The 24001-nt window shown below is 67.9% G+C and carries 21 protein-coding genes and 1 pseudogene; 9 read left to right on the top strand and 13 right to left on the bottom strand.

Features of this window, described 5'->3' with window-relative positions; translation table 11 throughout:
* Positions 1-102: 102 nt before the first annotated feature.
* Both ACSURM_RS13555 and ACSURM_RS13560 read right to left on the bottom strand, forming a co-directional pair.
* On the bottom strand, positions 103-282 hold the full coding sequence (locus ACSURM_RS13555; protein ID WP_436955239.1) for a coenzyme F420-0:L-glutamate ligase: 180 nt from the start codon (positions 280-282) through the stop codon (positions 103-105).
* A gap of 73 nt (positions 283-355) precedes the next feature.
* Positions 356-1104: pseudogene (locus ACSURM_RS13560) on the bottom strand (transposase).
* Positions 1105-1293: 189 nt separating this feature from the next.
* On the opposite strand from ACSURM_RS13560, the gene ACSURM_RS13565 reads away from it, so the two are divergent.
* Complete coding sequence (locus ACSURM_RS13565; protein WP_436955240.1) at positions 1294-3123, top strand: DUF262 domain-containing protein; 1830 nt, start codon at positions 1294-1296, stop codon at positions 3121-3123.
* 195 nt (positions 3124-3318) lie between these two features.
* Here the strand turns inward: ACSURM_RS13565 and ACSURM_RS13570 are convergent, their stop codons facing one another.
* From ACSURM_RS13570 to ACSURM_RS13595, 6 genes are read right to left on the bottom strand one after another with little or no spacing between them, the layout of a single operon-like run.
* Positions 3319-4047, bottom strand: coding sequence for a coenzyme F420-0:L-glutamate ligase (locus ACSURM_RS13570; RefSeq protein ID WP_436955241.1), 729 nt, complete (start codon positions 4045-4047; stop codon positions 3319-3321).
* Complete coding sequence (locus ACSURM_RS13575) at positions 4044-5102, bottom strand: hypothetical protein (RefSeq protein WP_436955242.1); 1059 nt, start codon at positions 5100-5102, stop codon at positions 4044-4046. The genes ACSURM_RS13570 and ACSURM_RS13575 overlap by 4 nt, the downstream gene beginning before the upstream one ends.
* On the bottom strand, positions 5099-5977 hold the full coding sequence (locus ACSURM_RS13580; protein WP_436955243.1) for a hypothetical protein: 879 nt from the start codon (positions 5975-5977) through the stop codon (positions 5099-5101). The genes ACSURM_RS13575 and ACSURM_RS13580 overlap by 4 nt, the downstream gene beginning before the upstream one ends.
* Positions 5974-7200 carry a methionine adenosyltransferase gene (locus ACSURM_RS13585; RefSeq protein ID WP_436955244.1) on the bottom strand — a complete coding sequence of 409 codons (1227 nt, stop codon included), beginning with the start codon at positions 7198-7200 and terminating at the stop codon, positions 5974-5976. Before ACSURM_RS13585 ends, ACSURM_RS13580 begins: the two co-directional genes overlap by 4 nt.
* A complete protein-coding gene (locus tag ACSURM_RS13590) occupies positions 7148-8083 on the bottom strand; it encodes a Gfo/Idh/MocA family protein (protein ID WP_436955245.1) in 936 nt (311 codons plus the stop codon). Before ACSURM_RS13590 ends, ACSURM_RS13585 begins: the two co-directional genes overlap by 53 nt.
* Positions 8080-8937, bottom strand: a complete 858-nt coding sequence (locus ACSURM_RS13595) for a sugar phosphate isomerase/epimerase family protein (RefSeq protein WP_436955246.1) — start codon at positions 8935-8937, stop codon at positions 8080-8082. Before ACSURM_RS13595 ends, ACSURM_RS13590 begins: the two co-directional genes overlap by 4 nt.
* Before the next feature lie 327 nt (positions 8938-9264).
* Here ACSURM_RS13595 and ACSURM_RS13600 point away from each other — a divergent pair, with 327 nt between their 5' ends.
* Complete coding sequence (locus ACSURM_RS13600) at positions 9265-10494, top strand: hypothetical protein (RefSeq protein ID WP_436955247.1); 1230 nt, start codon at positions 9265-9267, stop codon at positions 10492-10494.
* Between the two features lie 33 nt (positions 10495-10527).
* Here ACSURM_RS13600 and ACSURM_RS13605 read toward each other — a convergent pair whose 3' ends face one another.
* Both ACSURM_RS13605 and ACSURM_RS13610 read right to left on the bottom strand, forming a co-directional pair.
* On the bottom strand, positions 10528-11004 hold the full coding sequence (locus ACSURM_RS13605; RefSeq protein ID WP_436955248.1) for a TrmO family methyltransferase domain-containing protein: 477 nt from the start codon (positions 11002-11004) through the stop codon (positions 10528-10530).
* A 39-nt stretch (positions 11005-11043) separates the two neighbouring features.
* Positions 11044-12435: a Tat pathway signal protein gene (locus ACSURM_RS13610; RefSeq protein WP_436955249.1), complete on the bottom strand. Its 1392-nt coding sequence runs from the start codon at positions 12433-12435 to the stop codon at positions 11044-11046.
* Positions 12436-12839: 404 nt separating this feature from the next.
* Between ACSURM_RS13610 and ACSURM_RS13615 the strand changes: the two genes are divergently transcribed.
* From ACSURM_RS13615 to ACSURM_RS13625, 3 genes are all read left to right on the top strand, one after another.
* Positions 12840-13271, top strand: a complete 432-nt coding sequence (locus ACSURM_RS13615) for an ATP-binding protein (RefSeq protein ID WP_436955250.1) — start codon at positions 12840-12842, stop codon at positions 13269-13271.
* A complete protein-coding gene (locus tag ACSURM_RS13620; protein ID WP_436955251.1) occupies positions 13268-13810 on the top strand; it encodes a DUF6415 family natural product biosynthesis protein in 543 nt (180 codons plus the stop codon). The genes ACSURM_RS13615 and ACSURM_RS13620 overlap by 4 nt, the downstream gene beginning before the upstream one ends.
* Before the next feature lie 296 nt (positions 13811-14106).
* A complete protein-coding gene (locus ACSURM_RS13625) occupies positions 14107-14421 on the top strand; it encodes a hypothetical protein (RefSeq protein WP_436955252.1) in 315 nt (104 codons plus the stop codon).
* A gap of 49 nt (positions 14422-14470) precedes the next feature.
* Here ACSURM_RS13625 and ACSURM_RS13630 read toward each other — a convergent pair whose 3' ends face one another.
* Both ACSURM_RS13630 and ACSURM_RS13635 read right to left on the bottom strand, forming a co-directional pair.
* Positions 14471-15598, bottom strand: coding sequence for a tyrosine-type recombinase/integrase (locus ACSURM_RS13630; RefSeq protein WP_436955253.1), 1128 nt, complete (start codon positions 15596-15598; stop codon positions 14471-14473).
* A 126-nt stretch (positions 15599-15724) separates the two neighbouring features.
* Positions 15725-15949, bottom strand: coding sequence for a helix-turn-helix domain-containing protein (locus ACSURM_RS13635; protein WP_436955254.1), 225 nt, complete (start codon positions 15947-15949; stop codon positions 15725-15727).
* Positions 15950-18507: 2558 nt separating this feature from the next.
* On the opposite strand from ACSURM_RS13635, the gene ACSURM_RS13640 reads away from it, so the two are divergent.
* Together ACSURM_RS13640 and ACSURM_RS13645 are read left to right on the top strand one after the other, a co-directional pair.
* Complete coding sequence (locus ACSURM_RS13640) at positions 18508-19134, top strand: plasmid mobilization protein (RefSeq protein WP_436955255.1); 627 nt, start codon at positions 18508-18510, stop codon at positions 19132-19134.
* Positions 19131-20855: a relaxase/mobilization nuclease domain-containing protein gene (locus ACSURM_RS13645; protein WP_436955256.1), complete on the top strand. Its 1725-nt coding sequence runs from the start codon at positions 19131-19133 to the stop codon at positions 20853-20855. The genes ACSURM_RS13640 and ACSURM_RS13645 overlap by 4 nt, the downstream gene beginning before the upstream one ends.
* A 126-nt stretch (positions 20856-20981) precedes the next feature.
* Here the strand turns inward: ACSURM_RS13645 and ACSURM_RS13650 are convergent, their stop codons facing one another.
* Positions 20982-22280, bottom strand: a complete 1299-nt coding sequence (locus ACSURM_RS13650; RefSeq protein WP_436955257.1) for a DGQHR domain-containing protein — start codon at positions 22278-22280, stop codon at positions 20982-20984.
* 150 nt (positions 22281-22430) lie between these two features.
* On the opposite strand from ACSURM_RS13650, the gene ACSURM_RS13655 reads away from it, so the two are divergent.
* On the top strand, positions 22431-22946 hold the full coding sequence (locus ACSURM_RS13655; protein ID WP_436955258.1) for a winged helix-turn-helix domain-containing protein: 516 nt from the start codon (positions 22431-22433) through the stop codon (positions 22944-22946).
* Positions 22943-23524 (top strand): IS630 family transposase, encoded by a 582-nt coding sequence (locus ACSURM_RS13660; protein WP_436955259.1) that lies wholly within the window; start codon positions 22943-22945, stop codon positions 23522-23524. Before ACSURM_RS13655 ends, ACSURM_RS13660 begins: the two co-directional genes overlap by 4 nt.
* Positions 23525-24001: the final 477 nt, after the last annotated feature.

A 24001-nucleotide genomic window follows, 5' to 3' on the forward strand; every position in this document is an offset into this window, starting at 1 on the left:
CCTTCGAGCCGGTCATCCCAGCACCATCCCAGCACGGGAGCCCCGACCCAGCACCATCCCGCTGCCGCGGCGATAAGGTCGGTGAAGGTCTCCTCCTGCCGTTTACCGCCGCGTTCCGTCAGTCGGAGGAGCGTTACGCCTGCCCCCGATGCAGATGACGGTGGCTCCGCGTCGGTCGGCGCCGCCGTCGGAGCCGGCGATGACCACGACTACGGTGGCGCCGGAGTAGGTTTTCAGGGCGTCGCGCAGGGAGCGGGCGGAAGCGTCGGGGACTGCGGGCAACAGCCAAACGCACGGGGGGTAGCAAGGCGGACACGTACCGCCAACCCCGGACCCGCGACGGAGTGAGGCGTTTTCAGCGTTGCCTCTCCAGGGTGAGGACAGCTTTGGCGACGACGGTCACGCGATCGGGGCTGATGCGGGATCTGCAAAGAATCTGCCAGGACCTCAGCCGTGCCGTGCCGCGTTCGACTGGTGCCCTCACCGCGGCCAGGGCCCGGTTGACGGTGCGCTGGGTGAGGGCGAGCTCACCGCCTGGGGGGCGTTTGAGTCCGGTGGTCGCCCAGGGGTCGGCGCCCTGGTAGGCGCGGTCGGCGAGAACTGGGACGCCCTGGCATTCACAGAGCCGGATTAGGCGGTGGGTGCGGGCCGCCGTCAGGTCGTGGTGCGGCCCGGCAGCGCGGGCGAGATCCACAGCACCTCACCGGCGGATCAGTGACGACCTGCACATTCACGCCGTGACGGCGATGCTTGGCCGAGTGCTCGGCCCGGCTGTCGCCGACGCGGTCGCACTCGGCCAACGTCCCATCCAGTGGGACGAACTCCGGATCACGCTCGCGCAGAGTCTTGAGCAGGCTCGGGGCCCGGTCGGCGAGCAAGGCGGTCACAGCGGTGACATACGTGTGGGCAGTGCCGACCGGATATCCCGAAGTCGGCCGCGATCCGAGTGAGGGTGTCGTGGCGGCGCAGGAACACCAGAGCGACGAGCGCACGCTGGTGCGACGGGAGCTTGCACCGTCGGTCACCCTCACGGGTGACGACGAGCATCGTGACCCACCCGACAAGGGCATGCGGGAGGTCGAGTGCGGCAGGGTAGGGAAGCAACAGGGCTCCTGCGCCGACAGCTGAGACTTCGAACACCTCCCCCAACGGCAGGGGGGCCTCGTGCGTTACGGCCCTCACCTCAACCTCACCGGCGTGATCCCATCAGCGGCCACGCTGAAAACGCTCACTGATACAACTACGTGCGACAAATGGCCACTAGGTTACGGCAGGCTGCAGTACCGTCAGGGCATGACGACCCCATCGGCCGGAGAGCTCACCGTTTCGGGCGCGAGCGTTCGGCACTTGTACGATCTGTACCTCTCCGACCGAATTCGCGTCAACCGCCGCTACCAGCGGAAGCTGGTATGGAATGTGGAGGAGAAACAGCGTCTGGTTGACTCACTGCTGGAGAATCTCCCGGTTCCCTTGTTCTTGATGGCGTCGACTGAGTCGACGGACGGGGCTATCGAACTTGAACTCATCGACGGGATGCAGCGACTAGACGCCATATTTTCCTTCATCGAGAATAAATTCTCAACCAACGGGGCCTATTTCAATCTCACCTCCCTTGGAGCATCCGCCACAAGAGTTGCTCGAACCTCAAAGGTTCAGCAGCGCGAGCCAATCATGCCCGAAGAGGCTTGCACGCGACTTCTCGACTATACGCTCGCTCTTTCCGTATTCCGCTCGAAAGAATACGCAGCCGTAACCGAGGTCTTCCGAAGGATCAATTCTGGCGGACGTCGGCTCTCACGCCAGAATATTCGACAAGCCGGGACACTCTCCCCACTGGCTGACCTCGTCCGTGTCATTTCCTCGCGGATCCGGGGTGACATATCCCCCGGGGACGCTGTCGCCTTTCGGGTGATGCCTCAGCTAAGCATCACAAACCGCGGTCTCGACTATGGCGTCCAAGTTGACGATATCTTCTGGATTCGCGAAGACTTGCTGCAACCCACAGAAGTCCGCGAGTCCGCCGATGAACAGCTCGTCCTAGACATCATCGCCGACTTCTTGATGGATCCCCTGACTGAAACCAGCACCAGGATGCGGGACCAGTACTACGGTTACACCAGCATTGATCACGAGCATCCCACCACACCGTCATACACAGAAATCAACTCGGCCATCGAGGCATACGATCCACGGGCCGTCGAGGACCACTTCATGCACGTGTACGACATCGTGCGGTCCATACTGGCGCAGGACTCCAGTACCTTCGCGAGCCTCGTCAACTGCGCGACTGAGTCCGGTTCGCGAAGATGCTTCCACGCCACCTTCCTGGCGATCTATGAGCTCACTTACAAGGAAGGGATGCGCCTCAGCTCTCCGCGCACCGCTTGGGGACATCTGAGCGGAATCGGAGCACTTATGACAGCCACAGCTCTTCCGATGCATGACGACGACTGGCAGCCGGCCCCGAAGAGGCGAACGATCGACGCCATAAAGGGAATACTCCGCAACGCGTTCGAAATGAGGGAGGCGACCGCACACAACCTCGGCAGATACGGGTGGGCCAGCCAGCTCGAAAAATTGATGGGAAACGCGATTGTCGAACAGCAGTCGTTCGACTGCAAGCAGGGTTTCCTCAGGCTTGACACCTCGCGCCAATTCGACGAGAAGTCCTTCACTAAAATCTGTCGCACTATCACGGCGATCGCCAATACTGGCCCCAGAGTGACCGGCTACGTAGCGGTCGGGATCGCAGACAACGAGCAACACGCGGAAAGAGTGAAGGAACTCGACTCTGTTCAATCCGAGAGATTTCGAGGGTTTCACGTAGTCGGCATCGAGAGGGAAGCCCCGCTTGTATCCAAGTCCCTTAACGACTACTGGATGTGGTTGTGCCAGCTCCTGAAAAGCAGCGGTCTCGATCCTGATCTCGCAGGAAGGGTGACCGCAGAATCCAAGCTGGTCAACTACCGAGGCCGCATGGTTGCACTTCTACACGTGTCGTCGGGCACGCAACCCTATTTTTTCGAGAACACCCTCTTTGAGCGATCCGGGTCTGAGACCTTGGTCGTGGAACAAAACGACTACTTCCGCGTGTTCCAGCGCTTCACCACCGCCCCCCGGTGAGTCGCCGACTCACGCGCCGTCCTGGCTAACGTACTTGGGTACGGGGCCCACAACCTGCGCTGTGTATCCGTCTGCGGCGAGCCAGTGGGCGTTGGCTCCGGGACCGCCGCCAACGTCTAAAGCAGAACTCGGTGTACGCAGCTTGGTGTAGCACGCACACGAGATCTGTCCGGTGGCGAGCCGAGGACGGCGAGCTTACGGCCGGTGATGGAGCATCGCGGCCACACCGTCATCACTGGGGTCGTACGCGATGCCGCGCAGGACCGCGACCGGGGCGCCACGGCCGCGCTGGCCGAGGATGATGCCGGCTGCCGCGGCGATGAGGTCCGTGAAGGTCTCCTCCTGCCGTTTGCCGCCGTGCTCCGTCACCCGGAGGGGCGCCACGCCTGCCGCGCCGATGGAGATGACGGTGGCGCCGTGCCGGTCGGCGCGGCCGTCGGAGTCGGCGATGACCACGGCGACGGTGGTACCGGAGTAGGTGTGCAGGGCGTCGCGCAGGGAGCGGGCGGAGGCGTCGGGGTCTGCGGGTAGCAGCCAGGCGCCTTCGGTGCCGGCCCGGTCGATCCCGGCGGAGGTGAGCTGGTAGCCGAGCGTGTGGCGGGCGATGATCGGCCCCTTGTCGGTGGCCAGGAAGTGCTCGGTGGAGGAGTCGAGGATCAGTTGCACGATCTCGGCTGGCTTGCCCGTCTTGGCGGACAGGGCGAGTGCCTCGGGGCCGGGGGTGACGTCGGCCAGGTCGACGTACCGCTTCTCCGCCACGGACACGGCCTTGCTGGCGACGACGACGATGTCCCCGTCCTGCAGTTCGGTGCCGGTGCGGCTGAGGACGCCGATGATGGTGCCGGCGAGATCGTCGCCCGGCTGGAGTTCGGGGAAGGGCTCCAGGGCGAAGGCGGAGAAACTGGAGGTCGGGGCGGCGGTCATCGGCGGGCTCCTGCGGCGGTGAGGACGGCGGTGTGCAGGCGGGTGTGCGCGGTGGCGAGTATCTCGGCCCGCTGCCGGGGCGCGGCGTACTGTCCGGTGGTGAGCCAGTCGGCCACGCGGCGGAGGTAATGCGGCCACAGCCGGCGGGCCGCTTCCACCACTGGAACCCCGGAGCGGACGGCGTGCCAGGCGTCTACGGCGGGCTGCGGCCACGGGTGTTCATCGTATCCGTCTGGGTGTTGGCCAAGGCTCTCCAGCGTGGTGAGCATGGTCTGGAGGCGGGCGGGCTCGACCGCGCGGTGGGAAGCGCGGTACGCGGTCGCTTCACCGCCCGGCGGTACGGGCGGTGGCGTCCGCGTCGCGGTCAGGTGCAGCAGGACGGGGACGGCCTGGTGGTAGATGGCCGGGAGGTGGGGGAAGGAGCCGGCGTGCTGCTTGGGCCTGTCGATCCGTACGGAGGCGAGGGGCCCGATGGCAGTGGCGGTGAGCAGGAGGAACGCGTCGATGCCGTAGCCGTCCACGCATTCCGACAGTTCCCGTGGCAGGGCTTCGACGGCGCGGAGGACAGCAGCGAGTGCCTGGCGGGAGAGGGCCAGGTCGCCTGCGAGAGGCTGGGGGACGTCGTGGCCAGTGGTGGCGGCGATCAACGGCCGGGCGAGGTGATTGGTGAGGTTGGCTTCGTCCCAGTGTCTCGGGTAGTCGGCGATCGCCAGGGCGGCTCCGGCCCGTACGTGGTGCAGCAGGGCGGCGTAGACGGCCGGGTCGGGGTTGCGGGTGTCGGTGTCCGCGATCAGTACCACCTCGGCGTCGGCGAGTTCTGGACGGCGGGCGGCGGCCAGGATCTGGGCGCCCTTGCCCCGCGTCAGGCTGGCCAGCGGCGCCTTCTTCGCCCGGGTGCCGGTCGCGGCGAAGTTCTTGGTGGTGGTCGGGGTGTCGGAGGAGTCGGCGTTGACGATGACCGCCGGCACGTTGCCGAGGGCGGTGTCGACGGCGGCAGTGACGGCGCTGATGGTGGCCGGCTCGTAGCGGCTGGGCAGGATCGCGGCAGCCTTCATGTGGTCCCCTCTTCGGTCAGCAGGTCGGCGGCCGTCTCGGGGTCGGGGGCGTGCAGGTAGTCGAACCGGCAGCCCGCGAGCGCGGTAATGAGGTGACTGCGCCAGCAGGCCAGGTCGGGGGTGTCCAGCGGCCACACCGGTCCGTACGGCACTCCGGAGACGCCGGTCACCGGAGTGGGCAGGCCGGAGATGTAGCGGGCCAGCATCTCGTGCAGCCGCAGCCGCTCGTTCACCGAGAGCGGCACTGCGGGCGTCATCGACGCTTGGGCAAGAGTCGGGTGGACGGCCACGCGCACGACCCTCGCCAGTGACGCCGGGCCGGTGGCGAACGGCTCTAGAAGGTAGTGGGTCTTGGGCGCGAGGGGCCGGGTCGGGTCGCGGATGGCTGCGGTGGGCTTCCCCGGCCACACCGCAAGGCCGCCGTCGCCCCACTCGCCGAGGACGATCAGGTCGTCACCGGCGTGGGTCCAGCCGCGGCCCGCCAGGGCGATCGCGGTGGAGGTCTTGCCGGCGCCCTTCGTTCCGATCAGCAGTACCGCCTGGCCGTCGGGCGCGATCAGGGCGGTGGCGTGCACGGTGGCCCTGCGCTGCTGCTGGCGGATGCGTTCGGTCGCGGTGTAGGTGGCGTAGGCCAGGGTGTCCGAGGCGGCCACGGCGGTGGGAAGTCGCAGGCGCACGGTGTCCTTCCCGATGGTGACGGCCGCCGCTCCTGTGGTGATCTCGATGTCGGCCGCCGTCTTGGTGTCCGGGGTGGCCTTCAGGGTCCAGCCGCCGGGCAGGGACCGGTCGGCGGCCTGCGCGGGCGCGGTGTCCAGTTCCTCGGGCAGTAATAGGAGGGCCGAGACGTGGCCGGTGGTGAGTCGGTGCGTGGTCATCCGGCAGCCCGTTCCAGTTCAACGAGCAGATGCTCGACCGGTTCGATGGTGGGCAGGTAGCGGCCGGCCAGCAGGTCATCCATCCAGTCGGTCCGGGACAGCGTGGCCCGCACCAGTTCCTCCGTCGCCCCGGGCGGTGCCTGGTGGCCGGTGGTGATCTCGATCGAGGCCGGGTCGTCGTACGCGGCGCCGTTGCGCCACAGCAGCCCGATGCGGCACGGGCCGAACTCGGCGGCCACCGTGCGGGCGGCGGTATCGGCGAGCCATCCGCCCACCTTGCCGACGTGGTAGGCCGGGTTCTTCCCGGCGGTGGCCTCGTTGCCCGCGAGGTGGGCGCCGCTGATCACTCCCGTACGGGCGTTTCCCCGGCCGACCAGCCCGTCCTCGCCGTAGTCGACGGCCGATCCGGAGAGCGTGAAGTACTGGCCGGAGATCGGGCCGGTGCGGCTGCCGCGGGTGTTGCACACCACCGTCGCCCTGCCCGGCAGCCGTTCGGCCAGCAGCTCGGTCAGTTCGCCGGCCGCGGCGGTGACCGCGTCGTCGAATTCGGCCGCGCTGGTCAGCTGTCCGGCCAGAGCGGGCACGCACACGGTCACCGTCCAGGTCGCGCCGTCGCGGACGGCGAGGGCCTTGATGTCGCTGCCCGCCCAGGGCAGGCGGCGGAACCACGCCTCGGTCAGCAGCACCACTGTCTCGGTGGCCGTGCGCGGGGCGGAGCCGACGAGGTAGGCGGTGTCGTTGGAGAACGCCCGAGGCCGCTCCGGCAGATCCTCCAGCGATCGTGGGGCGAACCAGTGCGGGAACTTGGAGGAGTCGGTCGTCTCGTGCCGGACCTCCAGCCTCACGCGGTCGAAGCCCGGCAGCGCGGTGCGCAGGTGGTCGACGGCCGCCTGTTCCAGGATGTCCCGCACCGGCAGTGGGCGCCCGGCGAAGGTGGTGGAGATCCGGCCGCCGAACACGACCCGCAGCGGCCGGTCGTAGACGCCGTCGGTGTCGGTGAACGCGGCCCGGCCGCCGAGCACGGCGACCTTGTCCAGGTTGTGGTGCAGTACCGCCCCCGCCACGTCCAGACAGTGCCGGCTGTAGCGGATGGAGGCGAGTTCGGCGATGCCGTCGGCGAGGGTGTCGGGGTGGCCGATGCCCTTGCGTTCGACGACCTCGACGGGCAGTTCATGCGGCAGCGGAGTCCGTAACCCGTACGACGCGGGCGTCACGGTAGACACGGTCGATCACCTCCAGTGGGCGCCGCAGCGCCGTCAGCGGGAACAGGCAGAGATGGGTTGGACGCCCGTCGGCGGCGTCCAGCACTGCGGCGTACATCGCGCGCCGCAGTTCCTCATGGCTGAGAGCGGTGGCCGGGGTGCCGAGTCCGGCTTCGAGGTTCCGGCCGCGTACCTGAAGGAGGCGTCCGTCGGCGAGGTACAGGGTGAGTTCGTGGGCCGCCGGGCCGGAGTGGTCCACGCGTGCGTCGATGCGCACCGTGGTCCCGCCGGTCAGGGTGACAACGGCTGTGACTCGGTCCTCGGTCTCGGCCAGGCCCCGGCGGTGCGCGACCTCGGCGTCGACCGTCTCGATGTCGCCGGGGACGATCCGCAGGGCGAGTGCCAGGCCGTGGATGGCCTGCTGGTGCAGCACTCCGCCGGCGGTGGCGTAGGTACGGCGCCAGCCGCGGAAGTAGCCGGGATCGCGTCGCACGGCCAGCATCACGTCCGCGCGTAGGACGGCCGGAGGCGAGGTGAGCAGGTGATCGAGGCCGGGGGCGAAGTGCGGCTGGAACGCGACGAAGATCCGTTCGTCGCCCGGCCGGGATGTCAGGGCAGCGGGGTCGGTGGTGGCGGGCTTCTCCACGAGCACCATGGCCCCGGCCTGGGCGGCGTTCCGGGCTACGGTCAGGGCGGTCCCGGGTGGGGTCGCCACCACTACGAGGTCCGGCTCCAGCGACTTCAGTGCCGCCCGCCAGGAGGCGAACACCGGAACGCCCCTCGGGACGTCGGTGCGCGGGGCAGGGTCGGCGACCCCCGCGACCATCACGCCAGGCGTGCCGGCGAAGGCAGCGAGGTGCTTGGCACCGACCTCCCCCGCCCCGGCCAGCAGCACCCGCTTCACGCGACGCCGCCCGGGACGGCCGAGCGCAAGAACGCGGCACCCGCTGTGAGCGCCTTGGCGGGGGCGTCGCGCACGTGGGTCTCCAGCGCGTACGGCAGCGCCGGGTGAACGGCGTGCAGCAACGGGAGCACCTGGTCGTACGGCACCACGCCCTCCCCGGCCGGGCAGAAGGACCGGCCGCCGCCGTCGGTGGGTTGGTAGTCCTTGACGTGCACGTATCCCACGTAGGGGGCCAGGGCCTTCACCGTGCCGCGGGTGGCCTGGCCGACTTCATGGAGGTTGGCCACGTCCAGCCACAGACCCAGTCCCTGCCCGCTGTATCGGTCCAAGACCTGAAGGAGCGGTTCGGTGTGGGCGACGGTGCACACCGGCTCGTTCTCCAGCAGCAACCGCACCCCGGCCGTGGCTGCCGCTTCCAGGGCCTTCGCCAGCAGCGGGTCACCGAGCAGCTGCTCGGTCAGCTCCGGCTCGACGTGCAGGTGGGAGAAGATCCGCACGACCGGGGCGCCGAGGATGCGCGCTGCCTCAATGGTCCGCTCGATCCAGCCCAGCCGGTCCTCGGGCGGGACCTGGGTGGGGAAGCCGAAGGTGTCGACTCTCCCTGGCGTGGCTTCGGGACGGCACCACTTCCACAGCGGTGAGGCAAGCGCCGCCACCTTCAGGCCGCGCTCGTCGGCCAGGGCTCGGATGTGCCGCAGCTGGTCGGCGGGCAGCGTCACGGCGTTGGCGCCCGCGGCCGAGCGGATCTCCAGATGCCCTATGCCCAGCTTCACCGCCAGGTCCATGCCCGGCACCGGGTCGGGGCCGAGTTCGTCGGGGTTGAGCACGAGGATGTTGGCCGGCGTTCGGTTCACAACCGTCATCTCCTTCGGTGGCATGGGGGGGAGGCCCGGTGCCGGCGTTCTTCCGTCCGGCACCGGGCGCTCAGGAGCTGTCAGCCAGCGGCGACCTCAGTTGCCACCGCCCGGAGGCGGCGGGGCCGGCGGAGACGGAGGAGGGGGTGGTGGAGGGGGCGGGGGCTGCGGCCCCCGAGCGGGGGCCGGAATGACGGCGGCGTGCATCTTCACCTCCAGCGGTGAGAAGGAAGGCCCCTACCATCCCCACGCACCCCTTTGACGGGACATCCCGCCAACTGCCCCAAAAACAAGGCAGATTCCGGCCGCTGGCCGTCTGTTGGACACATGGCCACTCCCCCGACCCGGCTCTCCCCGGAGGAAGTCCGTGCTGAGTTGTTGCGGCTCCGCCAAGGCCCCGCTCTCGGCCACCCCGGAGCCGTCACCGCGCTCAGCGTTCCTCTGAAGACGCTGCTGCTCGCCCGGACCCCGACGCTGTCTCACACAGCGAGCGAGACCACACGTCTGGTGGCCGCATTGCGCAGGGCGATCGACGCGCTGACCCCGCACGAGCGCCGCTATGCCGCCGCGGACTTCAACCTGCTGGGTGAGCACTCCTGGCCGACGCTGACCGAGCGGCAGGAATCCCTCGCCCGGGTGCTGGGCTGCTCGGCCAAGACCGTACGCCGTCACGCTGGACAGGCACTGGACACGCTCGCCCTGTTCATCTCCGACGGCAGCTACGTCACCGAGACACCCGCACCGGCCAGCGCCTCCCCCGCCACCGGGACAACCCCGGACGACGGGACGAGCCGGTTCTTCGGCATCACCACCGGCTCCCGCGTGGACGTGATCTGCTCCGCCCTCCCCGCCACCGACCGGCCCAGGCAACACCCCAGCGACCCGCTGTACGCCAGATACGCCGGCTTCGCCGACCTGGACGCGCTGTTCTACGTCCGCGTCCACCTGGCCCAGAGATTCCCTGCGGCCACCATCCGCGACTTCCGCCCCGGCGAGTACTACAACGCCGAACCCGACAGCCTGATCATCCTGGGCGCCCCGGACCGCAACTCCGCGTACGCCGAGTTCGGACCCCACCTGCCCTACCGCTTCGCCCCGCCCCCGGATCCGGCCATCACCTTTCCCGACGGTCAGGAGATCCGCCTGGCCCCTCTGTGGGCACCCGAGGGCGAACTGCTGGCCGACCTGAGCGTGATCACCCGCCTCACCCTCGACCAGGGCACCACCGTGGTCCTGATCGGCGGCTGCCTCACCCTCGGCGTCCTCGGCGCCGCCAAGTGCCTGCTCAACGGGGAGCGCGGCCGTCGCAACACCGCGTACCTCGACACCGCAGCATCCGGCGATGACCTCGTCGCCGTCACCGCCACCCGCAAAGTCGGCGGCATCACCGACACCCCCGACCTGGCCGCCACCGAGCCCCTGCTCCTGCTCACTCGGGACCCGGCGGGCAACTTCACCACCCGCCTGGACAACACCGTCCGCTACACGATCGGACAGCCGGCCCAGAACCAGTTCCACTCCGGGCAGTGCACTCCGGGTGCCGGGTGGAGAACGTGACGGTCCCGGCGCCCGAAGCCTTGCCCAGGGCGCTCAAGAGGACTTGTCGGCCCAGTAGTCTTTCAGCATCTCCCCAGGCCAGGCCGGCTCCCGCACGGGTCCCCGCGGTCCCATCTCCTCGAAGTACGGCGACAGGTCGTAGATCTTCGTGCCGACGACGGCGTCCAGGTCGGTCACATGCAGCCTGAGCCCGTCGACCCTGAGGAGCCGGGGGAAGCTCTGCGCGAGCTGGTTGGGGCGGCGGTGATTGCGGTGCGCGAACGTTCCCGTGGCCGGCCAGTCCGGGTTCCCCCTCGGACTGCGCGCGTGGTACTCGACGTCACTGGGCGATGCCTTGTCGAAGTGCCACACGACCACCAGGTGCGAGAACTCGTCCAGTCCCTGCACGGAGTCGAGAGGGAACTCCGACTCATCGAGCTGGATCACGGACTCGACGCCACCCCAGTAGTCGTCCGCCACCTCGGTGCGCCCTTCGACCACCGTTCCGATCGGCCTGATCTCCAGCACCACGGCACCAACCCTCCGACTCGCCCTGAACGACGCGCCTGATCAATCTACTTGGGCGAGATACGTGGCCGCGCGGGCGTCGAGAGCGCTGACCGCGCGGATCCCGCGCTTGCGGTAGGGCGACAGCAGGTGCCGCATGTCGACCACCGTCTGCCGGGCCCGGCCGGAGTAGATGCCGTCTTCCATAGCGTCCAGGACGCTGGTCCAGGTCGCACACGCCTCCTCGACGGCACCTTGGGCGATCTGGGTCGCACCCATGTACCCGAGGGTGACGGCGTGGGTGCGCCGGAACGCCGCTCCGCGCGTCCGCACAGACCGCCGGAACTGCTTGACCGCACGCTGATGGTCGCCAAGGTCTCGCAGGGTGCAGGCGGTTTCATGGGCCAGGGAAGCCTCGCCGAAGAAGAACGTCCGGTCCGGCTCCCGGATACCGTCGTGCGCGCCCGAAAGATCATCCTCGGCCCGCAGCAGCGCCTGGGCGGCTTCCTGACGGCGGTCGTTGGCGGCCAGCGTGCGGGCGTGCACCACACCGAGCAGGGCTCGCTCGCGCGGGGTGGCAGCCGCGTACCGCTGGCCGTGCACCGACGCCTGGGCGATCTGGAGGGCTTCGCGGCGGAACCCCAGGTCGAGCGCTTGGTGCGCCATCGCCCGCAGGATGTGCCCGCTCAAGGGAGCGTCGCCGGCCCGCGCCGCCAGTTTCACCGCGGTGTTGAAGCGCTGGAGTGCCACGGCGTGTTCGCTGTTGTCGAAGGCCATCCAGCCCGACACGTAGGCCAGTTCCGCGGTAGCGGAGAACATGGCACGCCGGCTCTGCTCGTCGGTGAACCGCCCGCGAAGGAAGCCCAGGGCCTCATGACGCAGGTACTCGTCAACCGCCCGGCGCCCGTGGCCGCCACCGCGCCGCTGGTCCATGCGCGAGAACGCGAGAGTCAGCTCCCGAACGGTCTCGACGTCTCCCTGACCGACACGTCTACCCCCGGCTCCCGCGTCCGCCGGCGGTCGGGACATCGCCTCCCACCAGGTCTCGTCCGGAAGGACCAATGCCGCGGCGGAGTAGACCCCGTTCCTCAGCAGCCGACGCCGGTCCGTGTCCAATCCGCTCCCCAAATCCTTCAGCGCGGTCAAAGGGTCGACGTGCCAGTCCAGTGCTCCGTGCGCCGGTGAGGTGGAGGCCGCTAACCCGGCCTCCTGGGGCGTGATCTCACGCTTCAGACGACGGGACAGCGCCTCGCACAAGATAGCGGGCGCGATGCCCGACGGGCGCGCTCCTCCCACCCACATGCTCACGTGCGAGCGCCCGATCCTGGAGTTCTCCCGTACCTCGCCGTTCAGCGTCTCGGCGGCGACACGGTTGTACGCGGTGGCCGTCTGCGCCCGTGTCCAACCGGCTTCCAGCAAGAGCGCGGCTAACCGCTCGTTCCTCTCGCGCGCCATCCTGCGCCCCCAGCATTGAAAGCGATCTCCGACCAGGTTGTCCGGCCCGCTCAACAGTGGCAAGGCGGGACCAGATACGCGTCCACCGTAGATGCGGGCCTGCCGTTGGGTATGCGTAAGACCGCGGAACGTCACTCAGTGGTGGCTTCGGATGGGCAGGGCCAGCACCGAGACGGTCCTCGGCCGCCGTACCGGGAACGGACACCTCCGCGCGACGCGTCCCGGCCGACGTCGGCACTTTCCGCCTGATCCCGTGCCGGTTTCCGGCGGGGACCGTCTGCAGGACCCCCGTAGACGATCTTTGACCACGTTGACCACCCCCGACCCCTTGGCCCCATGCCGGGCTCCCGGGTTAAGCGGTTCGCTCTTGTAGAGCCAGCTACTCGAACGAGCGGAGCACCCGCATGCACCTCTCTACTGGCGAACACGGCGCCCAGTCTCCGGCCGAGTTCCAGGTCGCCATGCCCCCGTCTCCGACATGCGCCGGCCAGGCAAGGCGTATCGCCGATGCGTTGATGCGGAAGTGGGCTGTCCCCTCGCTCTTGACCGGCGACGTCCGGCTCGTCGTGTCCGAACTGGTCACCAACGCCTTCCTGCACAGCGGCACCGACGTGATCACCTTGTCCATGGCGGTCCAGGACGGCGTCCTCCGGATTGACGTCCGTCACCAAGTAACCAGGCACCGGCCCATTCTCCGCAGGCCCCGCGATGACGACGAGCACGGCCGTGGCCTGCTGCTTGTGAAGGCGATCGCGGACAACCGACAGGGGACCTGGGGAGTCAGCTGCGACGGCACCGCCACCTGGTGTGAGCTGAGCGTGGCGGTGAGCCGATGACGCACGCCGCTCTACGGGACCAGGCCGGATGCCGCTCACCCCTGCCGGTACGGGAGAAGGACCCCACCGTCCCCGCTGCCCCTGCCGAGCCATCGCTCGGTGTGCAGGGCTACCAGCAGGTACTGGAAAAGATGCGTGGCTGGACCCCGGTGGACTGGGACTCCGTGTTCGACGGCCTCGACACGATCTTCGGCGACGAGGTCAGCCATCACGCCGTCGGCGTTCTCAGACGGAGGAAGTGCAGCGTCGCGGCGCCTGATTACGAGGACCCTGTCGAACTCGCCCAGCGCTTCCGCGCGGCAATCACCCAGCTCGTACACCGGGGCCGACGAGACGAGGTCGAACGAAAGCATCCGGACATCACCGGGTTGATCGAACGGGCGCGCACACTGCAATCAGAACGGTTGCCCACTGACCCGCGGCAGGCACTGGGGTTCCTCCGGCGGCTGGGCGAGGTCACCCTCGAACTGGCCGATCGCCTGGAGAAGGCCGACAGCGTAACCGGGTTGGTCGAGACGTCGGTGGTGATCGGATGCTGACCAACGCGACAAGGGGGACTCGCCCCCTCGACGTCACTCTCGGACGCGCCGAGGAGGATCACCGTCACCGCGTTCGTCAGCCGCAAGCACCACTACCCTCTCCTCCTCCAGCCGCCTCCTTCCTGCCTGCCGTTCATGGCGTCTGGCGGAGTTACGGCGTGACAGCGGCGAGTCAGCCGTTGGACGGCTTCGCCGGCCGCCCAGAGGGCCGACCGATGGCCACCTGTCGCGATCGCGGCCCCAAGCAGGAAGCGGCTTCCACACCCCAACCACCTCATCTAGACCGGGAGCTCGACATGTCGCAAGAGATCGTGCAGACCGTCAACATCACTGGCGACAGCGTCCGCCGTGGTGATGTGATCAGCGTGGGCGGCATCCCTCATGTCGTGGCCGACGTACGCGAGGTCAACGGTCGGCGCAAGCTCCTTCGATTCGAGGACGGCAACACCTACGTTCTGCCCCGCGCGATGACCATCGAGGTCACACGCGTCTACATCCCTCGTCGCACCGCCGCACCGGCGCAAGGGAGGATGACGGTGCCCGGCAAGGCCGGCGCTCAGGCACAACCCGCCCGCAGAATGCTCAGTGCCGCTCTGGGAGCGCGCTACTGAGTCGGCGGCGAGGGGGCGGGCGGGGGCCGGACCCGGCACGGGCGATCGCTCAGGCTGCGGACGCGAAGGCGGATTGCATGATGTCGCGGCATCGGTCCCATGACTCCGGGACCAGGTGCCCGTAGATGTCGACCGTGGTCTTGATCGACTTGTGGCCGAGCCAGCGCGAGACCTCGTGGATCGGGATACCGGCCGCCAACGCGGTCGAGGCGAAGAAGTGCCGCAACGAGTGGGGGTGGTACTTCGGTTTGCCCTCGGCGTCCACCAGCCCGGCCGCCACGCACGCCTTCCTGAAGTGGTACGTGTAGGTGTTGGCTGTGGGCATGATGCCCTTCCCGCGCTCGCGGGGCGCGAAGAACACTTCGACCTGCCGCGTCTTCCCCGCTGCGGTCTGGAAGGTGAGCGGAACCGGCTTCCACAGTTCCTCGTGGGCGTCGATCTCGGCACAGAGGAAACCTGCGGCGGGCACATCGCGGTACTCGCCCTCCTCACGGTGCTTGAGGGGGACGAGGCGGGTCTTGCAGTCCTCGCGGTGAGCCTTCGAGCTGATCTGCCAGCGGATGCGGATCACGTCGTTCCGCAGGCAGCCGACGTGGAAGGCCAGGGTCTCGCTGACTCGAAGACCGGCCCCTGCCTGGAGCCAGACGGTCAGCTTGTACTGCGGAGACATGTGCTCGTGCAGGAGGCGGACCTCGGCCAGGGTGGGGATCTCGTCCTCGTCCACCGCATGGTTTCCGGGGGCGTTCTTCACCTCCTTGGTCGGGTCTTCCCGGATCCGCTTCTCCTCCTTCGCGGACCAGAAGATGTGCTTCACCATCTTCATCCGGTCATAGACCGTGCTGGCCGCCAGTTCCTTGGCGATGGCCGCCTTGAAGTGCTCGATGTCCCTCTTCGTGACCCCTGCGATCGTCTTGCGGCCGAGTCTCGGTATGAGGTGGTTGTCGATGAAGCCCTTGTAATTCGCGTACGTGGACTCCGCGACGATTCGGCGGGCGAGCCAGTCCTCGGCGTAGGCGCGGACCGTGATCTTTCCCGCGTTGGGGTCGATATAGAGACCCTCGTCCTTGTCGGCCTCGACCCTTGCGGCGAAGGCGTCGGCTCCGTTCGGCCCGGTCTTCTTGTCGAAGGTCTTCTCCCGCTGACGCGCGGTCCTGCCGCCGGGCTCGCGATACCGCACGGTCCACGGATGACCGCACCGGGGTTTCGTGCACGGATAGGTGGAGACCTTGGGGTCGGACTTGCAGCGCTGGAAGACGGTAGCCAAACGCAGCCTTTCGTGTTCTGAGGCACGGCCGGGCAGCCGTTACCTGTAGTTGTCATCGAGGTAGGCGATGATGTCGCGCTCACGGAATCTCAGGAGACGTCCGACCTTCTGAGCCTTGAGTCCCCACGTCCGGTACTTGTTCTTGACGGTGATCTCACTGACCCTAAGCCACTCGGCCACCTCTTCCGGGGTCAGCAGTCGATTGCTCCCTCCAGCGGTCAATTCACCACCTGCCCGCTCGCTCGGCGAACCCCCGGGTCCCAAAGAGTATTTGCATCACCCTCCAACGGCTGAGGTACCGTTGCAATTCAGCGACGGGCACCACGGTCATCTGTGCAGCAGAGGGCGCGTCCTTCTCCCCATGGGAGTTGACGCGTAACTCACTGCGTTCGCCATAACTCCGCCGCCGAGCGCGACCGAGCGCGAACACATCAATGGTCGCGGTGATCGCCGGTTTGGCTAACCGGCGATCATGGTCTATGTTGCGCGCCGCGCCGGACGGACCCGAGCGTCACGGGCCGGCAACCAGGGAGCCAGCCGGAATGAGCACAGAGCTGGGATCGCCGTCACTGACAGGCCGGTGACGCAGAGTCGGAAGGGCAGCCTGGTGGAGACGACACCGTAGTGGCCACCACTTGGAGGAGGGCCAAGGGCAGAGAGAGCGAGCGGAATGAAGGGAGGGGGATCGAGTAGCGGAATCAGACGAACGAGCCTATCAAGTCCACGACAGCAGAACTGCCTCGGTGTGCGGAACCTCGCACCCTGTCGCCCCCCTGGCCCCGACGCAGTAACTGCACCATCTGGCTTGGTGCGTGCCGAGGTGTTGTACGTTGACATGATCCCGGCCGAGGGTCCAGTCTTTCGGGGTTCTTTCTTGTCTGCCGTGAGCGAATGCCAGGAGAGACGCACCCTGCCTCACGCGCCCCCTTCCGATAGGCACCCGCCGACTGCTCTGGATGATTGCGACAACGCTTGTCCGGTGGCCCAAATCGGCACACCTCAGCGTCGAACCCGGGGCACCCCCGCATCACTCTCTGCGACTAGTACAGAGTTTGAGAGTCAACTCTGGATCTTGACGCGGTTCCGTGCGTATGCTCGTTGCCCCGGGCGTCGAGTTAGTGAACGGCATGACCCGCCCCGGTAAGGCGCCGTCCGCCAGCCACCACCACACTGATCCCAGTCCACCGGCCGCGTCAGCATGGCAACACTGCGAAGGAGTTATTACATGCCTTCCACTCTGCATGAACCACTGTCGTCCACGAGGTGCCGGTCGATCCTTGCGTCCAGGGGACCATGAGTGTCGACGCCCGGGAAGCCGAGAAGGCGACTTGCGACGGTACGAAATCTAACCCTGGGAAGGTACGGAATCCGACCCCTCTCGCCGGAATCCGACCGGTACGGAATCCGACCCCTCGTAACGGAATCCGACCCCTCGACGTGCCGGAATCCGACCCCAGCACGGTACGGAATCCGACCCCCAGAACCGTAGAGAACCTAAGTTGAACCGTAAAGGCAGTAGTGTGGTGCCGCCGTCGCTCGGCTACCGACTGGCAGGGTCGACCCAGCCAGCCACGCCTCGGCCCGCCAGCACGGTCACCTCGACCACCTCGGCGAGGACGGTCTGCGCGTCACCGACTCGAAGTGGCGTGCGCACCGTGCTCCGGGCACGCACCCCGGCCGACTCTTCCGGGTCCCAGATGATCACCGGCGGTCACGAGGGATGGGGCCCGGAGCGGGCGGCAAGCTGCGGGAGACGGGGACCGTCCCGGTCACGTCCTCGACAGGGGGACACGGCTGATCACCTCACTGTCGTGTGGTGGGGAGAGGGCAGCGGGACCGTGGCGAGCGCGCGATCGGTCCCCGCGGCCACGTCGACCTGATCGGGGACCGGCGACCGCGTAAGCCAGGGTCTGGTCCCCAGGACCGGACCGCGGCGCGCAGGAAGTCACGGGGACCGAGAGCAGCGATATGGGGACCGACGTCCCCGAAGTGGGGACCGGCGCGGGGACCGAGCCGTTAAGCCGGATGCTGCCGAGCGAGACGATGCCAGCGCGACGAACCGCTGCCTTACCGCGGAAGTGGCTGCTCAGGGGCCTGAACCGTACCGGGGACCGAGAGGCACCAAGTCGGGGACCGACCCCACCCGGGGACCGGGGACCGGACCGGGGACCGACGGGGACCGGACCGGGGACCGACGGGGACCGGGGACCGACGGGGACAGGGGACAGGGGACAGGGGACCGGGGACAGGGGACCGACGGGGACCGTATTTGGGGACCGACCAGTCGGGGACCGGGGACCCCCATCCGGGGACCATCACCCACGGGGACCGGGGACCAACTACCACCGACACGGGGCCGACCTCGAACGCCGAGTCCAGAGGGCAAGAGGAAGCAAGCGGCTGGTCCCGGCCAAAAGCCCATCGGCACAGCATCCGCCCCGCGAGCCGGCACAGTCCGCAGACCAATTCGTCCAACCGATCATCCTGTGAGGGGCTGCCAGGCGGTCGGGACGACCACTGAGCCTCGTTCCGCAGAAACTGCGGAACGAGGACGTCACCGAGACAAGGAGCGCCCGCCGACAAGACATGCAGCGAGTTCGACGCCATCCGTGCGGAGTTCACGTGGGAGATCAGCTCAGATCCCGCGCCCCGAGCGGCACGAGGCCCACCCGCAGGCGGCATCCACCGCGAAGCACGCCGCGTCGACCAGCCAGTGGCTCGTCCAACCCGACGGGCCCATCTCGACCCTCGCGAGTTAGACCAATGCCGTCGAACTGCCGCGACTACCCAGCCCATGACCGCTTCACGAGACCCGAATCCCAATGACGAACCTGAAGCACAACGACAACACCCCGACGCACTCTCCCAACCCCACCCCGGTCTCGGGGCGAGCAAGTTGGGGCGGAAGCGTAGCTTCCGCCGAACCCGCCCCCGAGGGGGCGCGAGGGGACCTGCACCAGGGGGCGCAGGTCCTGGAGGCTTCGACCGGGGGCGGGTCGAAGCCGGGGCAGGAGGAGAAACCGCCCGACCACCAGAGCCGCCGTGACCGCGCTGTCCGCGCCCGTCAGCGTCCGCGTCAGCCGCCCGAGAAAAAGCGCCTGCACCAGCCCAACACCCGTTTCAACGACGAAGAGTTCGACCTGATCAAGTCCGCCGCCGCCCGGTGCAACCTGTCCGTCGCCGGGTTCCTCGCCCGTTCCGCGCTCGCCGCCGCCCGTGATCTCGACCGCACCAGCGCCGAGATCGCCGACGAACGCGAAGTGATCACCGCCCTGTTCGACAGCCGGCGCAAGCTCGGCTGGGCCGGCAGCAACCTCAACCAAGCGGTCAAAACTCTCAACTCCGGCGCCGAAGCCCCTCAGCTCCAAGCGGCCATCGCCGCCGTCCGCCGGGCCGCCGAGACCGTCCACGCCGCCGCCACACAGCTGATCGAGCAGCGCACGTCGTGATCCCCAGCGTCAACGAGTCCGGCTCCCGGACGATCGGCCTGCTGGCCTACCTCTACGGGCCAGGCAGGCACGAGGAATACACCGACCCGCACCTCGTGGCCTCGTCCGACGGCATGTCCCCCGACCCCGGCCGCGACCCAGCCGCCACCCTCAAAGACCTCCAGCAGCTCCTCGACCAGCCCGTGATGGCCCTCCCCCGGCATGCCCGTCCCGCCAAGCACGTGTGGCACACCTCCGTGCGCGCGGCTGCGGACGACCGGATCCTCACCGACGAGGAGTGGGGCGAGATCGCCCGCCGGATCGTGGCCGCCACCGGTATCGATCCCGGTGGCGGCCGGCCCGGCTGCCGCTGGGCCGCCGTACGCCACGCCGACGATCACATCCACATCGTCGCCACCCTGGTGTGCGAGGACGGCAGCAGCCCCGACGACTACCGCTCCGGCAAGCGCGCCCAGGCCGAGTGCCGCCTGATCGAACAGGAGCTGGGCCTGCACCAGGTCGCGCCCGGCGACGGAACCGCCGCCCAGCGACCCACCAGCGCTGAGCGGCACAAGGCCGCCCAGCAGGGCCGCGAACGCACCGCCCGCGAGGAACTGCGCGAAACCGTACGGCGCGCGGTGGCCGGCGCGGCGGGCGAGGAGGAGTTCTTCGACCGGCTGGCCGCCGCCGGCCTGCTCGTCCGCAAGCGCACCGCGCCCTCGGGTGACCTGCTCGGCTACAAGGCAGCCCTGCCCGATGACCGCAACAAGGATGGCGAGCCGGTCTTCTACCCGGGCGCACGTCTGGCTCCGGACCTTTCCCTGCCCCGGATCCGGGAGCGCTTCACCAGCGCCCTCGATGACGGCCAGAGCGTTACGCCCGTCGAGCCGCCCTCGCCTACGGGGCCAGGCGGTCCGTCCGCCGCACGCCGCCAGACGGCTTCGGCGGCGTGGCAGGCGCTGCTCGTCATCGAGCAGGAGGACGACGCGGTTGCCGCCGCGTACATCGCTTCTGCCGGTGAGGTCCTGGACGCGCTCGCGAAGACATCCGCCGCGCACACCCGCGCTGAGCTGCGGGAGGCTGCCATCGCCTTCGAGCGGGCTTCCAGGTCGCATGTGCGGGCCGAGCGTGGTCACGGCCGGGCGTTGCGGCAGGCCGCCCGTGACCTCGTCCAGGGCGGTCTCGCGCTCGGCCGCGGGGAGGACGGCGCGACCACCGCGATGGCGATCGACATGCTGTTCTTCCTCGTCACCGCCGCCCTCCACTGGCACGCGAAGAAGGGCCACGCTCAGCAGGCCGCCGCCGCCCGCCAGGCGGCCGAGCACATTTGTGCCGCCTACCAGGCCGCCGCCGCCCAGCCCCTGGGTGCCCTCTACCGGCGCGGCCGGCGCCTGGGCCGCCCGCTCCTGCAACAGCAGACGGCCGTGCTGCGTCAGGCCGTGCCGGAGCTGGCGGAGCAGGTCCTGGCCGAGCCCGGCTGGTACGCGCTCGCCGCGACCCTCGCCGACATCCAAGCCGCCGGCCGTGATCCCGTCGCGCTCCTCACCGACGCCGCTGGGCGCAGGGAACTCGATACCGCCGAGTCCGTCAGCGACGTGCTGGTGTGGCGCCTGCGCCGCAGCGCCGACCTGCCCGCCGACACCAGCAACACGGTGGTCATCGACCGCCGGACCGAGCGCACAGCCGGCCGCACCACCGGCCAGGCACATACCCGGACCGGATCCGGACGCGGCCGGTTGTGACCAGAACGGCCGGGGAGAGGCGCACCGGAGAACAACCGTTTGGACAAACCAGCGAACCCTCGGAGCAGAGCACGCCTGACGGAGGCAAGCAGGCAGCCCTCCAGCTTGCCTCCAAGGGTTGACTACCTACTCAGCCAGGGGCAGCCGCCGTGCCAGCTCATCAGCCGACACGTCATAACGCTCGTTCTTCACCGTACGGTACGCACGGATGGCACGGTCGATCTGCGCACGAGATGCTGGCGCAAGATGGGCGAGCAGCAGTTCGTAAAGAGCCTGATTGTTATCCTTGGCCGGAATCATTTTCCCTTTCCGGCTTCCATCCGGAGTGTCCTGCCACACCGCAGAGAACGGCGCAGCAGTCATCTTCCACTCCAGCTCACTCAAGCGGCGCAGGAGCTCCGGCCATTCCAGGAGGTCCTGTTCGATGATGTGGCGGGCAGCCCGGACAACCTGAACCTGTACAGCAGGACGCATGAACGGATGCCCGTCCCCATCTCGCCCCTTAGGCGCGCGGAGATCCTTCGGCGCTGCATGCGCCTCATAGCGCTCGCGCATGTTGCCGCAGGCGGCGAGCAGCTCATCAATACGCTTGGCAAGTACCTCGTAACTCTCATCAAGGATGTCGTCCGTAGCTCGCTGAGACGTCTTGTTCATGCTCTCATGCAGACCAAACCCCAGGTCGGTGAGCAAGTCGTACAGAACGCCGATCGTTGTCCAGGCGGTGCCGGTCACACCGACCTGACGAGTGGCGAGCTTGAGTTCACCCTCGCTGCCGACTTTACTGAAGACCTGAACCACGCCCTTACGCCCGAGGAACTCGTGATCGTCAAGCAGGCGGCGAGTCAGGATCGCAAAACCATCGTCCTCATCGAGGGCGATGTTCTCTTGCGCGGTGGTCTTGACGGCGTTGCGGTTGATGTTAGTGAATAGGCGGCGAGTTCTACGACGTCCCGCTTCGTCATCAAAATGCGGCACTACAATTACACTAATATCTTCGCGGCCCAACTCCGGGTTCCGCTTGACAGCATCCTTAATGGCCTTCAACCGATGCTGGCCGTCCAGAGCGAAGAATTGATGAGTACCGTCGAAGGTGAGAACTCCGAAGTTACGGTCCACACCAGCTAGGACATCACCGTATTCGGAGTTCTTCTCCATCTCCAGAGGGATGTATTCCGGAGCCCCTCCCCAGGCCGCGACAATGATGGCACCGAGGAAGCGATTCTCGTTCGTCAATAGGTAATCGGTAATTTCAGTTGTACGTGCTCCAACGCCACGCTGAATCATCGTCCCCAGATCCTGATTGCCGCCTAGCTCATGCGCGAAGCTGATCTCACGCGCCACCGCTGCGTAGCTCATGAGGCACGAGTAGTACTTCCAGTTTCCTACCTTCGCCTCGAAGGCAGGAACGAACGTTTTGGAGGGCATAGGTACCTCTTCTTGCGCTGCGGCGATCAGGACGTCCAGGCGGCTCGTGGAGCACCGAGCCGCCCACGCAGTTTGGGGCGATCAGAGTCGTTACTGATCTTTTCGTAAGTTCGGTGGGTGTGGTGGCCGTGTGAGTGGGAGGCTGTTGGGGTGGCATATCAACCTTCCCCTTCGGTTGTCGGCTCCTCCCTTCCTCCCTTGTCGCGGCCTCAGTTGGCGGAGGCGCGTCGTGTTCGGGCAGTCGAGTTGTTCGAGGGCGGCGTCTCGAATGCGGAGATCGCGAGGGCGGTGGGGGTATGTGCCGAGAGTGTGCGGCGCTGGCGGCGGGTGTGGGAGCAAGACGGTGCTTCGGGCCTGCGGAGACGGGCGGCCACCGGACGCCCGCCCAAGCTGGACGACACCCAGGTCGAGATGGTCCGGGCCGCGTTGGAGCAAGGTGCCCAGGCTCATGGTTTCGAGGCTGATCTGTGGACCCTGGAACGAGTGGGCGCGGTCGTCACCCGGGCAACGGGGGTGGTGTTGTCGAGGGCGTCGGTGTGGCGGCTGCTGACCGGCCGGCTCGGATGGAGCCTGCAACGGCCCGAGCGGCGGGCGGTCGAGCGGGACGAGTCGGAGATCGCCCGGTGGATCGCGCACGAGTGGCCGCGCATCAAAAAGGGGCCGTGAACACACGTGCCTGGATCGTCTTCCTCGACGAATCAGGCGTCTCCCTGCTCCCCCAGATCCGCCGCACCTACTCGCCCCGAGGGCGGACTCCGCTCCTGCGGCACCGTCTGAACTGGAAGCGCGCGTCGATGGCCGGAGCCTTGGGCTACCACTCCGCCGATCCCGATCGCGGGGCCCGCCTGTGCTTCCACCTCAAGCCCGGCAGCTACGACACCGCCGGGCTCATCGAAGTCCTGGAGCAGGTGAAGGTGTTCTATTGCGGCGAGCGAGTGGTCCTGGTCTGGGACGGCCTGTCCGCCCACTGGAGCCGGGCGATGCGGGCCTGGGTCGCCGAACAGGACTGGCTCACCCTGGAACGATTACCCGCCTACGCTCCCGAGCTGAACCCGGTGGAACTGCTGTGGTCCTCGCTCAAGAAGCGTGAACTCGCCAACCTCGCCGGCGACCACCTCGCCGATGTCGCCGACGCCACCGAGCAAGGCATCCACCGCATCACCGCCGACCCCCGACTGCCATGGTCTTTCCTCGCCCATACCGGCCTGACCATCTGCCCACCGAACTTACGAAAAGATCAGTAAGAGGGGGGTTCCACAAACGGATGAGTCTCTTCTCCAGTCCCCGGATCCGGTTTCGGTCCATCACCGTGGTGCACCAGAACTCCATGGGACGCAGCGGAAGGTAGCGGCTCAGCCGCTGCTCGCGGGTCTTCGGATCGCTGTCGGTCCACAGGCTTTCAGGGTTGGCGCGCAGGTACCTGCGGTACTCCTTGTAGCGCTGCCGGATCGTGTTCCCGGAGTCGGACTTGGAGGCTCCCGCCTGCCCAACATAGAGGAGTTGCGGGAAGCTTCCGTAGGAAGGACGGCTATCGACCGTGAACTGGAACTGAGGCCGCCAGACGAACATGTACAGGCCCGGTTCGTCAGGGAGTGCAGGCGCGAGGTTATCGGTGGCCTGGTGGACCTCCCACGGCGAGGCGAACTCACGGAGGTCCTGATCAAGCTGTCGACAGCTCTCCCCGTCCAGCATCCGCAGCAGACCGACCTCGATAGGCAACC

The sequence above is a fragment of the Streptomyces sp. SudanB182_2057 genome, assembly GCF_964272715.1.
Lineage (GTDB): Bacteria > Actinomycetota > Actinomycetes > Streptomycetales > Streptomycetaceae > Streptomyces > Streptomyces rubradiris.

What these genes read in the sequence shown, in the direction of transcription:
- ACSURM_RS13625 (WP_436955252.1), top strand. Translation starts at nt 14,107, where the DNA reads ATGTCGCAAGAGATCGTGCAGACCGTCAACATCACTGGCGACAGCGTC.
- ACSURM_RS13570 (WP_436955241.1), bottom strand. Translation starts at nt 4,047, where the DNA reads ATGACCGCCGCCCCGACCTCCAGTTTCTCCGCCTTCGCCCTGGAGCCC.
- ACSURM_RS13615 (WP_436955250.1), top strand. Translation starts at nt 12,840, where the DNA reads ATGCACCTCTCTACTGGCGAACACGGCGCCCAGTCTCCGGCCGAGTTC.
- ACSURM_RS13565 (WP_436955240.1), top strand. Translation starts at nt 1,294, where the DNA reads ATGACGACCCCATCGGCCGGAGAGCTCACCGTTTCGGGCGCGAGCGTT.
- ACSURM_RS13640 (WP_436955255.1), top strand. Translation starts at nt 18,508, where the DNA reads ATGACGAACCTGAAGCACAACGACAACACCCCGACGCACTCTCCCAAC.
- ACSURM_RS13575 (WP_436955242.1), bottom strand. Translation starts at nt 5,102, where the DNA reads ATGAAGGCTGCCGCGATCCTGCCCAGCCGCTACGAGCCGGCCACCATC.
- ACSURM_RS13650 (WP_436955257.1), bottom strand. Translation starts at nt 22,280, where the DNA reads ATGCCCTCCAAAACGTTCGTTCCTGCCTTCGAGGCGAAGGTAGGAAAC.
- ACSURM_RS13600 (WP_436955247.1), top strand. Translation starts at nt 9,265, where the DNA reads ATGGCCACTCCCCCGACCCGGCTCTCCCCGGAGGAAGTCCGTGCTGAG.
- ACSURM_RS13610 (WP_436955249.1), bottom strand. Translation starts at nt 12,435, where the DNA reads ATGGCGCGCGAGAGGAACGAGCGGTTAGCCGCGCTCTTGCTGGAAGCC.
- ACSURM_RS13620 (WP_436955251.1), top strand. Translation starts at nt 13,268, where the DNA reads ATGACGCACGCCGCTCTACGGGACCAGGCCGGATGCCGCTCACCCCTG.
- ACSURM_RS13580 (WP_436955243.1), bottom strand. Translation starts at nt 5,977, where the DNA reads ATGACCACGCACCGACTCACCACCGGCCACGTCTCGGCCCTCCTATTA.